Source organism: Streptococcus sp. DD04, assembly GCF_001578725.1.
Lineage (GTDB): Bacteria > Bacillota > Bacilli > Lactobacillales > Streptococcaceae > Streptococcus > Streptococcus sinensis.
Genome location: NZ_KQ968980.1, coordinates 1 through 15,121 on the forward strand (window position 1 = coordinate 1; position 15,121 = coordinate 15,121).

Annotated in this window: 7 protein-coding genes; 2 read left to right on the forward strand and 5 right to left on the reverse strand. The window is 44.1% G+C overall.

The genetic code is table 11. The annotated features are described in order from the left end of the window. Window positions 1-59: 59 nt before the first annotated feature. The 3 genes from rpoC to pbp1b all read right to left on the reverse strand — a co-directional run bounded on the left by rpoC (window position 60) and on the right by pbp1b (window position 10,152). Entirely contained in the window at window positions 60-3,704 is a 3,645-nt protein-coding gene (gene rpoC, locus STRDD04_RS08185) for a DNA-directed RNA polymerase subunit beta' (protein WP_062201410.1), read from the reverse strand. Between the two features lie 40 nt (window positions 3,705-3,744). Beyond that, a complete protein-coding gene (rpoB, locus tag STRDD04_RS08190) occupies window positions 3,745-7,311 on the reverse strand; it encodes a DNA-directed RNA polymerase subunit beta (protein WP_062201412.1) in 3,567 nt (1,188 codons plus the stop codon). A gap of 462 nt (window positions 7,312-7,773) precedes the next feature. After that, complete coding sequence (pbp1b, locus tag STRDD04_RS08195; protein WP_062201415.1) at window positions 7,774-10,152, reverse strand: penicillin-binding protein PBP1B; 2,379 nt, start codon at window positions 10,150-10,152, stop codon at window positions 7,774-7,776. Between the two features lie 195 nt (window positions 10,153-10,347). Between pbp1b and tyrS the strand changes: the two genes are divergently transcribed. After that, the gene (tyrS, locus tag STRDD04_RS08200) at window positions 10,348-11,604 is read left to right on the forward strand and encodes a tyrosine--tRNA ligase (RefSeq protein WP_062201418.1); all 1,257 of its coding nucleotides are present in this window, start codon (window positions 10,348-10,350) and stop codon (window positions 11,602-11,604) included. 76 nt (window positions 11,605-11,680) lie between these two features. Here the strand turns inward: tyrS and STRDD04_RS08205 are convergent, their stop codons facing one another. Together STRDD04_RS08205 and STRDD04_RS08210 are read right to left on the reverse strand one after the other, a co-directional pair. Further along, window positions 11,681-13,744: a heavy metal translocating P-type ATPase gene (locus STRDD04_RS08205; RefSeq protein WP_062201419.1), complete on the reverse strand. Its 2,064-nt coding sequence runs from the start codon at window positions 13,742-13,744 to the stop codon at window positions 11,681-11,683. Window position 13,745: 1 nt separating this feature from the next. Continuing rightward, the gene (locus tag STRDD04_RS08210) at window positions 13,746-14,024 is read right to left on the reverse strand and encodes a DUF6110 family protein (RefSeq protein ID WP_000910909.1); all 279 of its coding nucleotides are present in this window, start codon (window positions 14,022-14,024) and stop codon (window positions 13,746-13,748) included. 151 nt (window positions 14,025-14,175) lie between these two features. On the opposite strand from STRDD04_RS08210, the gene STRDD04_RS08215 reads away from it, so the two are divergent. Then, window positions 14,176-15,024: a methyltransferase domain-containing protein gene (locus STRDD04_RS08215; protein ID WP_062201421.1), complete on the forward strand. Its 849-nt coding sequence runs from the start codon at window positions 14,176-14,178 to the stop codon at window positions 15,022-15,024. Window positions 15,025-15,121: the final 97 nt, after the last annotated feature.

The window sequence follows — 15,121 nt, forward strand, 5'->3', positions numbered from 1 at the left end:
CAAAGAGCCTTTTTTACTTAAAGTCTTGATAGACTTGACAAATGGTAGAAAAGAGCCCTTTATGATTCTAGGCTTGTTTCAACTTTTTCAGTCTCTGCTATTTCCACAACTTCATCAATAATTTCAACTTCATTGATTGCTTGTGGTTCCAAGTTACGGTAACGAGCCATACCGGTACCAGCTGGGATAATCTTACCGATGATAACATTTTCCTTGAGTCCGAGCAGATGGTCTTTCTTACCACGGATAGCAGCATCTGTCAGGACACGAGTTGTTTCCTGGAAGGAAGCTGCAGACAGGAAGCTGTTGGTCTCTAGGGAAGCTTTGGTGATTCCCATGAGGACTGGACGGGCTGTCGCAGGCACACCGCCTGAGATAACCACATCACGGTTAGCATCTGTAAAGTCTGTAATATCCATCAGAGTTCCCATAAGAAGATCGGTATCTCCCGGATCCATGACACGAACCTTGCGGATCATCTGACGAACCATTACCTCAATGTGTTTGTCGCCGATTTCTACCCCTTGGCTGCGGTAAACTTTTTGTACCTCAGCAAGCAGATAGGTTTCAACAGACAAGACATCACGAACAGCCAGCAAGTGCTTCGGTTGGATAGAACCTTCGGTCAAGGCAGCACCGCGGGAAACTTGGTCGCCCACTTCTACCTTCATGCGGGCTGTGAATGGTACCACATACTCACCTTCACCAGTCGCACCTGTAACAAAGACTTTCTTGGTACGAGTTGAAGCATCTTCTTCGATAGCAGTAACTTCACCCTTGACTTCTGTGATGACCGCTTCCCCTTTCGGATTGCGGGCTTCAAAAATTTCTTGGACACGAGGAAGACCCTGAGTGATATCGGTATTAGAGGCAACACCACCCGTGTGGAAGGTACGCATGGTCAGCTGTGTACCAGGTTCCCCGATAGATTGAGCAGCGATAGTTCCGACTGCTTCACCGACTTCAACCGCATCACCAGTCGCCAAGTTGATACCGTAACAGTGACGGCAGACACCATGGCGGGTGTTACATGTAAAGACGGAGCGGATGGTTACTTCTTCAACACCAGCATTGACAATCTCACGTGCCTTGTCTTCGGTAATCAATTCATTTGGACCAATAATGACAGCACCAGTTTCTGGATGTTTAACAGTTTTCTTAGTGTAACGACCATTGAGACGTTCTTCCAGAGACTCGATCATTTCCTTGCCTTCTGTGATAGAAGTGATAAGCAAGCCGCGGTCTGTACCACAGTCGTCTTCACGGATAATCACATCTTGGGCAACGTCAACCAGACGACGAGTCAGGTAACCTGAGTCGGCTGTCTTGAGGGCCGTATCTGTCATACCCTTACGAGCACCGTGGGTAGAGAAGAACATTTCCAAAACAGACAGACCTTCACGGAAGTTAGACAAGATTGGCAACTCCATGATACGTCCGTTTGGCGCCGCCATCAGACCACGCATACCGGCCAACTGGGAGAAGTTAGAGATGTTACCCCGGGCTCCAGAGTCCATCATCATAACGATTGGGTTCTTTGGATCTTGGTTGGCAACCAAACGTTTTTCCAGTTTTTCACGGGCAGCACGCCACTCAGCAGTAACTGCATTGTAGCGCTCATCATCGGTAATCATACCGCGACGGAATTGCTTGGTGATTTGACCGACACGTTTGTGAGACTCTTCGATAATCTCTGCCTTGTCTTCCACAACTGGGATATCAGCGATACCCACTGTCAAACCAGCCAGAGTAGAATGGTGGTAACCTAGGTCTTTCAAGCGGTCCAACAGAGCAGATGTTTCCGTCGTGCGGAAGCGTTTGAAGATTTCAGCGATGATATTTCCTAGATTTTTCTTCTTGAACGGAATATTTAGCTCTAGAGGTTCAATGGCAGACTTGATGTCTTTACCTGACTCCAAGAAGTATTTAGCTGGTACGCCTTCTGTCAAGTTGGCATTGGTTGGTTCTTGCAGATAAGGCAGTTCTTCCGGCATGATGTCGTTAAAGAGAATCTTACCTACCGTTGTCATGAGAATCTTATGCTTTTGGTCCTCTGTCCAAGGCTTATTCAGACTGTCTGTTGCGATACCAACACGGGTATGCAGGTGAACATAGCCATTACGGAGGGCCATAACCGCCTCATCCATATCCTTGAAAATCATACCTTCGCCTTCGCGGCCAGCCTCTTCCATGGTCAGGTAGTAGTTCCCCAAGACCATATCCTGAGACGGTGTTACAACTGGCTTACCGTCTTTCGGATTCAAGATGTGCTCAGCAGCCAGCATAAGGATACGAGCTTCAGCCTGCGCTTCCTCTGACAATGGTACGTGGATAGCCATTTGGTCGCCGTCAAAGTCGGCATTGTAGGCTTCACAGACCAGTGGATGCAAACGAAGAGCTTTACCGTCAATCAGAACTGGCTCAAAGGCCTGAATTCCCAAACGGTGAAGGGTCGGTGCGCGGTTAAGAAGCACTGGGTGTTCTTTGATGACTTCTTCCAGAATATCCCAGATACGCTCATCTCCACGCTCCACCAAGCGTTTAGCAGCTTTTACGTTCTGCACGATGTCGCGTGCAACGATTTCCCGCATCACAAACGGCTTGAAGAGCTCAATCGCCATCTCACGTGGCACACCACATTGATACATTTTTAACGTAGGGCCAACGGCGATAACGGAACGACCTGAGAAGTCAACCCGTTTACCTAACAAGTTTTGACGGAAACGACCTTGTTTCCCTTTGAGCATGTGGCTCAGAGACTTGAGCGGACGGCTGCCTGGTCCAGTAATCGGGCGGCCTCGGCGACCGTTATCAATCAAAGCATCAACCGCTTCTTGAAGCATCCGCTTCTCATTTTGAACGATGATACCAGGGGCATTGAGTTCCAACAAACGAGCCAAACGGTTGTTCCGGTTAATAACCCGACGATAGAGATCATTGAGGTCAGAAGCCGCAAAACGACCACCATCCAACTGAACCATCGGGCGCAAATCTGGCGGAATAACCGGCAGGATGTTAAGAACCATCCATTCTGGCTTATTGCCAGACTTGTAGAAGGCATCCAAGACATCCAAACGACGGACAGCCTTAACCCGTTTTTGGCCTGAGGCAGTTTTCAATTCTTCTTTGAGGACAGCAATCTCAGCTTCCAAGTCCACTTGTTTCAAGAGGTCTTGAATAGCTTCTGCTCCCATTTTGGCTACAAATGATCCTGCACCGTACTCGCGTAAACGTTCACGGTACTCACGTTCCGTCATGATTGACTTGTGCTCTAGCGGTGTATCTTTAGGATCAATCACCACATAAGCCGCAAAATAAATGACTTCTTCCAGGGCACGTGGGCTCATATCCAAAGTGAGACCCATGCGGCTTGGAATTCCTTTAAAGTACCAAATATGTGAAACAGGTGCCTTCAATTCAATGTGGCCCATACGCTCACGACGAACCTTGGCGCGGGTTACTTCAACACCACAGCGGTCACAGACGATTCCTTTGTAACGAATCCGTTTGTACTTGCCACAGGCACATTCCCAGTCCTTGGTTGGACCGAAGATCACTTCGTCAAAAAGCCCTTCGCGTTCTGGTTTCAGGGTTCGGTAATTGATTGTTTCAGGTTTCTTCACTTCCCCATAAGACCATGAACGAACCTTATTCGGAGAAGCTAGGGTGATTTGCATACTTTTAAAACGATTTACATCAACCACTATTTCTTACCTTTCTTCATTTTCTAATCAGTGTGAATTCTTATTCTTTTCCTTCAGCCTCAAAAGCTGCTTTCGCTTCTTGAGCTGCTTTTTCACGCGCTTTTTCAAGATCGTCAACGTGAATCACATCATCATCTTCACCTTCGTCTAGGTCACGCAGTTCCACTTCATTGTCATCTTCATCGAGAACGCGCATGTCCAGACCAAGAGATTGCAATTCTTTGACAAGAACGCGGAAGGATTCTGGCACACCTGGTTTTGGAATTGGTTTTCCTTTGGTAATAGCTTCATAAGCCTTCAAACGTCCGTTGACATCATCTGACTTGTAAGTCAAGATTTCTTGCAGAACGTTAGAAGCACCGTAAGCTTCCAAGGCCCAAACTTCCATCTCACCAAAACGTTGTCCACCAAACTGAGCTTTACCTCCGAGCGGCTGTTGGGTAACCATTGAGTAAGGACCTACTGAGCGGGCATGGAGTTTGTCATCTACCATGTGGTGGAGCTTGATCATGTACATGACACCGACAGATACACGGTTGTCAAACGGCTCACCGGTACGACCATCATAGAGAATGGTCTTGGCATCACTATCCATACCAGCTTCGCGGACAGTATCCCAGAGGTCTTCTGCGCTAGCTCCGTCAAAGACTGGCGTCGCAATATGGATACCCAAGTTACGGGCTGCCATACCAAGGTGAAGCTCCATAACCTGACCGATGTTCATACGAGATGGTACCCCGAGTGGGTTCAACATGATATCAACTGGTGTTCCGTCTGGCAAGTAAGGCATGTCTTCCACAGGAACGATACGGGATACAACCCCCTTGTTTCCGTGACGACCAGCCATCTTATCTCCGACCTTGATCTTACGTTTTTGAGCGATGTAGACACGAACCAGCATATTAACGCCAGATTGCAGCTCATCACCATTAGCACGGGTAAAGATTTTCACGTCACGAACGACACCATCAGCACCGTGAGGCACACGCAGAGAGGTATCACGAACTTCACGAGACTTGTCACCAAAGATGGCATGAAGCAGGCGCTCTTCAGCAGAAAGGTCTTTTTCACCCTTCGGAGTGACTTTCCCGACTAGGATGTCGCCTTCTTTGACTTCCGCCCCAATGCGGATAATCCCCATTTCATCCAGATTGCGCAGGGCATCTTCCCCTACGTTTGGAATTTCACGGGTAATTTCTTCAGGGCCAAGCTTGGTGTCGCGTGTTTCTGATTCGTATTCTTCCAAGTGAACAGAGGTGTAGACATCGTCTTTGACCAGACGCTCACTCATGATAACGGCATCCTCGAAGTTGTAACCTTCCCATGTCATGTAGGCAACGATTGGGTTTTGTCCCAGAGCCATTTCTCCCTTTTCCATAGAAGGTCCGTCAGCGATAAAGTCGCCTTTTTCAACGACATCGCCAACTTTCACCAAGGTACGTTGGTTGTAGGCAGTTCCTGAATTAGAACGGCGGAATTTTTGAATTTGGTAAACATCAAGAGAACCATCTTCACGGCGGACTTCAACCTTGTCTGCATCCACATAGGTAACCTTACCATCATGCTGGGCAATAACTGCTGCACCAGAGTCGTGGGCAGCTTGGTATTCCATACCAGTACCAACATAAGGCGCTTTTGGATCAATCAAAGGCACAGCCTGACGTTGCATGTTGGCACCCATGAGGGCACGGTTGGAGTCGTCATTTTCCAAGAAAGGAATACATGCTGTCGCTACGGCAACTACCTGCTTAGGCGATACATCCATGTAGTCTACTTGGTCTGATGGGAATTCTTGGTTATTACCTTGGTGGCGTCCCATAACGATAGGCTCTGCAAAGCCACCTTTTTCATTCAGCTTAGAGTTAGCCTGCGCTACGATAAATTCATCTTCCTCGTCAGCGGTCAACCAAACAATTTCGTTGGTTACCACACCAGCTTCACGATCTACCTTACGGTAAGGCGTTTGAATAAAGCCATATTTGTTAAGGTGCCCATAAGAAGACAAGTTGTTAATCAAACCGATGTTTGGTCCTTCAGGCGTTTCAATCGGACACATACGACCGTAGTGAGTATAGTGCACGTCCCGCACTTCATATCCAGCGCGGTCACGTGTCAAACCACCGGGTCCCAAGGCAGACAGACGACGCTTGTGAGAAAGCTCAGATAGCGGATTGTGTTGGTCCATGAACTGAGACAACTGTGAAGACCCAAAGAATTCTTTAATAGCTGCAGTTACTGGACGGATGTTGATGATTTGTTGAGGTGTCAACACTTCATTGTCCTGAACGCTCATCCGTTCGCGAACGTTACGCTCCATCCGAGAAAGTCCCAGACGAACTTGGTTAGCCAAAAGCTCACCAACCGCACGAATACGACGGTTCCCCAAGTGGTCAATATCATCCACGCGACCGATGCCTTCTGCCAAATTGAGGAAATAGCTCATCTCAGCCAAGATATCAGCTGGTGTTACAATCCGAACCTTGTCAGACGGATTCGCGTTACCAATAATAGTGACAACGCGTTCTGGATCAGTCGGAGCCACAACTTTAAACTTCTGCAATTCAACTGGTTCAAGAAGAACAGCCGAATCATTTGGAATATAAGTGATTTTGTTCAAGCCACTGTCCAGCTGCTCTGAAATGCTGTCGATCACATTGCGAGTCATAACTGTACCAGCTTCGACAAGGATTTCCCCTGTTTCAGCATCTACCAGATGCTCTGCCAATGTCTGATTAAGCAGGCGGTTCTTGATGTTGAGTTTTTTGTTAATCTTATAACGACCAACTGCTGCCAAATCATAACGATGTGGATCAAAGAAACGAGCCACAAGGAGAGAACGTGAACTTTCAGCCGTCTTAGGCTCACCTGGACGCAGGCGCTCATAGATTTCTTTCAGAGCTTCATCTGTACGAGAGTCCATTGGATTCTTGTGGATGTCTTTTTCAATGGTATTGCGCACCAAGTCGCTGTCACCAAAGATGTCCAAGATCTCATCATCACCTGAGAAACCAAGCGCACGAACCAAAGTAGTAAATGGAATTTTCCGTGTCCTGTCAATACGAGTATAGGCAATATCTTTTGAGTCTGTTTCTAGCTCCAACCAAGCTCCGCGGTTAGGAATAACGGTTGAACCGTAACCGACTTTACCGTTTTTGTCAACCTTATCGTTGAAATAAACACCTGGCGAACGCACCAGCTGGGACACGATAATCCGTTCACCACCATTGATGATGAAGGTCCCCATTTCAGTCATGATCGGGAAGTCGCCAAAGAAGACTTCCTGAGTCTTGATTTCACCAGTTTCCTTGTTAATCAGGCGGAAGGTCACAAAGATTGGCGCTGAGTAGCTGGCATCGTGGATGCGGGCTTCTTCCAGCGTGTACTTAGGCTCACGGATTTCATAGCCGACAAATTCCAATTCCATGGTATCGGTAAAGTTTGAAATAGGAAGCACATCTTCAAATACTTCCTTCAAACCATGATTCAAAAAATCTTGGAATGAATCCGTTTGGATTTCAATCAAATTTGGCAAATCAAGAACTTCCTTGATTCGCGAAAAACTACGACGGGTACGGTGTTTCCCGTATCGAACTTCATGTCCTGCCAAGTTTCTAACTCCTTTTTGTAAAGATGATGAGAAAATTAAGAGTTCGAGAAATTAGCTAATAAGCTTTTTTCAGGTAAATGAAAATAGTTTGTCTTTCTTTTGAATACTCTCAAGTTCACTCATTAATTGTGGTTAAGGGTAGCACCCTTTTGTTTTGCCGTTTGATGTACACCAAGACAGCTGCAATTAGTCCTTTCTGCATAATTTTCAGAATCTTTAAATTTACATTACTCAATTTATTTTCCTAAAAATAGACACAAAAAGAGCAGCTAAATCTGACTTATTTAAAGTTTGATTTAACTGCTGCAGGCTTTAATTGGACAATATTTCAAATAAAGCACACGACAAATTATTAGTATCATTATACCATAATTATGTAAAAATTCAAGAGTTTCAACTCGCCTTGCCTAAATTTATTTATCAATGTACTTACTATTTATTTTCAGCACACCAAGTAATAAATTAACGAGTGTTACGATTAGTATTCCACGTACTACCTCCCAAAATAGCGGACCATGCTTTTTGATAGTCGGAATCTGTTGCTCCGATTCCAAAGCGATAGCTTGTCATTGGAGCACCATTTTTAGCCCAATAACTTGTAACAGTCGGACCGCTTAGGGTGATGGAGCGTCCATTCACCGTAACCGTACCCGGTCTTTCACCAGTAGCTTTTAAAACAGATGAGTGAATCACACTAGAATCAAGATTAAATCGGTCTCCAACTCCCCAGGCATTTGGATCCGCTTCATAGATGGCATTAACCATATAGGCCATATAAGCCGCATTGTTATTATAACCCGTTAAGGCGGCCATTGATGTGTTATCATCGTGACCAATCCAGCCGCCTAGTGTCATTTTCGGAGTTGATAGCATGAGCCACATGTCACCGTTGCTGTTGGTTGTTCCTGTCTTGCCAATCCAGTCTGCTCCCGCCAGTGTTCCATTGACTTGACTGATTCGTGATTTAAAGGTAGTGGTCGCGCCAGAATTGAGAACACCGCGCATCAAGTCTTGCATAATAGTTGCAGCTGCAGGTGAATAAACCTGAACAGGATTTGCCTTATGCTCATAAACGACTTTGCCATCTTTATCCGTGATTTTCTCTACCATATACTTCTCGTGGTAGGTTCCATTGTTGGCCAAAGTCTGGAAGCCATTGGTATGCTGGGCAACAGAAACTTCAATTCCCCCACCCATTGGCAGACTCTCAATACTGTAGTCATCAATATAGTAGCCCATTTTTTCCATATAGCCTCGGACGTTGACTCCCTTCTCACGAAGTGCGCGGTAAGTCCAATAAGCCGGGATATTCCATGAAGTATTGAGAGCTTCTTGGAGATTCATCATAGCTGTCCCACGGCTATCCACGTGCATAATCGGCTCCCCACTGGAGAAATTCGTCGGATAGTTGGACAGGACACTGGCACTGCCCATCATCCCCTGATCAATGGCAATACCATAGGCCAAGATAGGTTTAATAGTAGAGCCAGGGGAACGCTCTGTATCAAAGGCATGATTATTTTGATTGGCTGAATAATCTCGACCACCGACAAACCCAAGAACAGCACCAGTCAAATTATCCATCAAAACATTCCCGACTTCAATCGTACCTGTCCCATCATCTAGCACCCCGCCATAATTTACAACAGCGTTTTGCATAGCTTCATAGATTCTCTTATTGATGGTTGTTGTGATGGTATAGCCACCCTCTCTCAGTTCTTTGGCTGCGAGTTCGCGATAGGATTTAACCGTGGCATTGTTTTTCAACTCTTGTTGCGAAACATTGTCTCGTTGAATCAAATAATCATACATGGCTTTTTGGGCTTCCTCAAAAGCAGTGAAATATAGATAATCATGAGAAGATTTCTCCGCACTTTCTGAGGGTTTGAAATCCTTCGTCAAATCATAATTGAGGTATTCTTGATATTCCGCTTCGCTCAATTTCCCTGTTCTGTACATATTGTATAAAACATTTTTAGCCCGCGTTAAACCAAGAGACATGTCCTCCGGAGTTTTTAAGCTGCCATCAGCTGCATAAGGCGAATAAACAATCGGACTTTGTGGCAAACCTGCAATAAAAGCTGCCTGCGGAACAGTTAAATCTTTGGCCGAAACACCAAAAATCCCTTGGGCCGCTTCTTCGATTCCTGCAATATTCTGGCCTTTATTATTCCGTCCAAAAGGCGAAACGTTCAAATAGGTCGTCAAAATTTCATCTTTGGTCATATAGCGTTCCAAAGCCAGAGCATCCACGATTTCTGCTGCTTTTCGTTTAAAAGTCGGAGCATCACCAACGACTTGCTGCTTAATCAGCTGCTGCGTGAGCGTAGAACCACCACTAGACGAGCCAACGCCTACAACCGAACCCAATGTCGCCCGAAGCACCGCCTTGGGAACAACGCCATTATGGCTTTCAAAATTTTCGTCTTCCGTCGCAATCACGGCTTTCTTGACATTATCTGAAATCGCTCCACTTTCAACTGGAATCCGCAGCAAATCATTATCTATCTCTGAAATCAAACTACCGTCTGAATAGGTCAGTTTCGAAATGCCAGAAATATTATAAACTTGCTGGAGAAGTTCTTCCTTATTAGGAACTTCTGTTTTGCTAAAGAGACTGGCTCCATAGCCGACCCCGATTCCTGCTCCTAAAACCATCCCAAAAAGAATAAAGACGAAAGCCACATTCACCAACAATTTGAGAGTTCGCAAAATAAGAGCAGCTATATCCTCCAAGCCCCAGCGTTCCTTCTCATTTGTTTCTGCAAAATATGTTTTTCTTAAAAATTGTTTGAACTGCTTCCAAAACAGCGTTAATTTTTCCATTACTTGTTTCAACATAGATTCTCCTTCTTGACTATTATAACAAACATTAGCAGTTTATATCAAGAAATACCTAATTCTAGCGCTTTTAGACCAATTATTTTTTGACTAGTCATTGCTATTTATCGGGTTTGTGATAAAATAGAGGGATAAAACAAAAAAATAATTGAGCAAGGGAAAAATCTTTGCTATTTTAGAAAAGGAGAGACAGATATGCACATTTTTGATGAGCTGCAAGAACGTGGTTTGATTTTTCAGACGACTGATGAAGAAGCTTTGCGTAAAGCCTTAGAAGAAGGGCAAGTCTCTTATTATACTGGATACGATCCAACAGCAGACAGTCTTCACTTAGGTCACTTGGTGGCTATTTTGACCAGCCGTCGCTTACAGTTAGCCGGCCATAAGCCTTACGCCCTCGTCGGCGGTGCAACGGGTTTGATTGGCGACCCATCCTTTAAAGATGCAGAACGTAGCCTGCAAACCAAGGAAACCGTTGATGGCTGGGTTCAGTCTATCCAAGGACAACTTTCTCGCTTTCTTGACTTTGAAAACGGCGAAAACAAGGCTGTCATGGTCAACAACTACGACTGGTTTGGCAGCATTAGCTTCATTGACTTCCTGCGTGATGTCGGCAAATACTTCACTGTCAACTACATGATGAGCAAGGAATCCGTGAAAAAACGGATTGAAACAGGAATTTCTTATACCGAGTTTGCTTACCAAATTATGCAAGGTTACGACTTCTTTGTCCTTAACCAAGATTACAATGTAACCCTGCAAATCGGCGGCTCTGACCAATGGGGCAATATGACCGCCGGCACTGAGCTTATGCGTCGCAAAGCGGATAAGACAGGCCACGTCATCACTGTTCCCCTTATCACTGATGCAACTGGTAAAAAATTCGGCAAATCAGAAGGAAATGCAGTTTGGCTTAATGCTGACAAGACTTCTCCATACGAAATGTACCAATTCTGGATGAACGTTATGGACGCTGATGCAGTCCGCTTCTTGAAGATCTTTACTTTCTTGTCACTTGATGAGATTGAAGAAATCCGCCAGCAGTTCGAAGCGGCACCGCATGAACGCTTGGCTCAGAAGAGCCTCGCTCGCGAAGTCGTGACCTTAGTTCATGGAGAAGAAGCTTACAAGGAAGCCCTCAATATTACCGAGCAACTCTTTGCTGGAAATATCAAAAAACTTTCTGTCAAAGAACTCAAACAAGGACTTCGTGGCGTGCCAAACTATCAAGTACAAGCAGACGAAAACCACAACATCGTGGAAATCCTCGTATCATCTGGCGTGGTGAATTCAAAACGCCAAGCCCGTGAAGACGTCCAAAACGGCGCTATCTATGTCAACGGCGACCGTATCCAAGATCTTGACTATGTCTTGAGTGATGCAGATAAGCTTGAAAACGAACTCACTGTTATCCGCCGTGGTAAGAAGAAATACTTCGTATTGACCTACTAAACTATTCAACATTTATCTATAAACAAAGGAGTTAACCTCGAGTAAGGTAACTCCTTTTTGTTGTTGATAACCACACCTATCTAGCCTTAATAGACAGACTGCGTAGGACAATGCGTAAGGTTGTTAGATTATGTAAGATAGAGAGATTTGAAGGACTGAGCCAATTAAACAAGCCAAAGCCAATCAAACTACTATTTACGACAATGGTATCTTGAATATTCTTCTTGATGAGTATTTGCAAAGAAGATGATAGCGAATCCAACTCTTGGAAGAAATCCAAGCGATTATCTAACAATAAGATATCACTCATCTGCTTAGAAATATCTGCGCTCTCATTCATCACCACACCGATATCTGATAGGGTTAGAGCCGCTGAGTCATTCAACCCATCTCCAACCATCAAAATAGTATGACCTGCTTTCTGCAGTTCCTCTACTAACTCAAATTTCCCATCAGGTTTCAAGTCTGTATAGACCTGATCAAACGGCAAATCTTTGACTAATTCCTCTGTCCTAACTAGGGTGTCCCCTGTTGCCAGAATCAATTTTTTCCCTTGTTCCTTAAGTTTCTCCAAGGCTGCCTTAGCTTCTTTTCTCAAAGGAGTATGAATGCAGAACATTCCAATCAATTCATTCTGGTAGGCTAAGAATAAGAGATTGTAGTGATTCTTGTACTCTTCAATCAAAGCATGTTGTTCCAAACTAATATGAATCTGCTCATCCTGCATCAAGACATAATTCCCAATAACAACTAGTTGGCCATCAATATGTGACTTAATTCCCTTGCTTGCAATATATTGGAGTTTCCCATGCATTTCCTCATGTTCAATTCCCTCTATCTCAGCTTGCTTGACAATGGCATTAGCAATAGGATGATAAATGTGTTCCTCAAGACAGGCACTGATTCTGAGAATATCTTCCTCGCTATAATCCCCAAAAGGTAACACCTTTTCAACTATAGGATAGCTAGTTGTGATTGTTCCTGTCTTATCAAACAAGAAAGTATCAACTTCCAGATATTTCTCTAGAACATCTCCATCCTTAATCACCATTTCACGGTTCAACCCCTCCTTGATAGCTGTCAAATAAGCTACAGGAGTAGAGATTTTCAAAGCGCAGGAGAAATCGACCAATAGGAAAGAAATAGACTTAGAAAAAGAACCTGTTAATAGGTAAGTCAGACCAGCCCCCAAGAAATTATATTTGACGACCTTATCTGCCATCTTGATGAAATAGCGTTGTTTAGTTTTCTTGTTTTCTTCAGATTTCTTCATCAACTCAATCAGCTGTAAAATACGGCTGTTCATCTGATTATCGGCTACACGAATGCGTAGCTCCCCAGTCTCCAAGACTGTGTTTGCACAAACCAAATCAGACTCTCTTTTTTCAACTGGAAAACTCTCTCCCGTCAAGGAACTTTCGTTGACCATACCTAAACCTGAAACTACTTGTCCATCAAACAGAATTTCATTTCCTTGAGATAGGACCAAGACATCTCCTATTTGAACATCGGAACTCTTGATACTAACGACCGTATCGCCCTGTACTAAGAATACATCGCTCTCTTTTGCAAGAAGACTCTGTTCTAAATCTGTTGCAGTTTTTTTCAAAGACCACTGATCTAAATGATTCCCCAAATCAAGCATAAACATGATGTTGCTGGCAGTCTTGGATTGGTTCATAAACAAAGACAATAAAATAGCCGAACAGTCCAAGACTTCCATCGTTAGTTCCTTACGCGCTAGTGTTTGATAGGCTTCTTTAACATAGCCAAAAGCCTGATAACAAGTCCATATATAGCGAATAGGAGACGGCACAAGACTACGAAAAAGCACACGCTTAATCGCTGCACCTGAAACGATAGAATAGGCACTCTCTTCTCTACGAACAGGAAGAGTCATCAACTCAGAAACTTTCCCTTTATCAATTCTTTTTAAAAAGGCTTCTGCATTGTCTAATACAGAGAAGCCTTCTTTTATACGTAGGGTAAAGCGCTGTTGATCCATGTAAAACTGGATAGACTCAATTCCCTTCTCATCTCTCGCCAAGGAATGAAGATAGTCTTGAATATCCAAGGTGAGTGAAAAAGAAGATGATAGTCGGATATGTTGATATCCTCTATATAGCACTTTAAAAGACATATTATTCTCCTATAAGGCTATCTAATTGCTCTTCTTTTTTCTCTTGCTCATACAAATATTTAGCATCTTGCAAAACATCGTCTCCATGTTGCTTCACAACAGAAACAGATGCATCTAGCTCATCTTTCAACTTGTAAGCCTTAGCCAAAGCTTTAGAATAACCTTTTTTAGCTTCCTTACTTGCTAAGATTTTCAAACCAAGGGTACCAAATGCGACACCACCCAAAAATAGTGAAGATTTTTTCGCAACTTTTGCAACGGTTAATACTTCTTTTAACATACTTATTTCCTCCTTATCATTATTATATAGAAATTTAGATATAAAAGCAATTTCATTTTATAAATTGGAGAATTAGTTTTATTTCTACTGAATCTCCCATCTACTTACTCCTAAAGTTGCTTTCACTTGTCTCTTTTGATACACTTAAACTATGAATAAAAACCTCAAACCCAAACTCCAGCGCTTTGCTACTGCGACTGCCTTTGCCTGTCCCATCTGCAAGGAAGAGCTGCAGCTGATGGAAAACAGCCTCAAATGCCGACATCGTCATTCTTATGACTTGGCCAAGTTTGGCTATGTCAATCTGGCACCTCAAATCAAGCAGCCCAAAGACTACGATAAGGCCAGTTTTCAAAATCGGCAGTTGATTTTAGAAGCGGGATTTTACCAGCAAATCCTAGACAGCCTCCTCCAGATATTAAAGGAAGAGCCAACTCTCAAGACTGTCCTCGATGTTGGATGTGGCGAAGGCTACTACACTAGAAAGATCCAAGAGCACTTCCCAGATAAGACGCTCTATGCTTTCGATATTTCAAAAGATTCCGTCCAGTTGGCAGCCAAAAGCGACAGTAGTTTAGCAGTCAATTGGTTCGTTGGAGATTTAGCCAAGCTACCGCTACAAGATGCCAGCATGGACATCATTTTAGATATCTTTTCCCCAGCCAATTATCAGGAATTTCAGCGGGTCATGTCTGACAGTGCCCTCCTCATCAAAGTCATCCCCACTGAGCGACATCTTCAGGAAATTCGCCAAAAGGCTGCTGCGCAACTCAGCAAAAAGGATTACTCTAACCAAGAAGTCATTCAGCATTTCCAAGAGCATTTCGATATTATCTCCGAGGTCAACGTCGAGTCCAGCCACTCCCTGACTTCCGAAAGCCGGGCAGCTCTTTTAGCGATGACACCACTCCTCTTTCACGTCGAGCAAGACCAAATAGACTGGACTGACCTCACACAAGTGACCATTGCAGCCACCATTCTTATAGGGAAAGTGAAGTGAAAAAGAACCTGAGATAAAAAGTTTCAGGTTCTTTTTCACTTCACTTTCCATCACCAACCGCTCCCAATATAAAGTAATTGACTAGAATGTGACATTG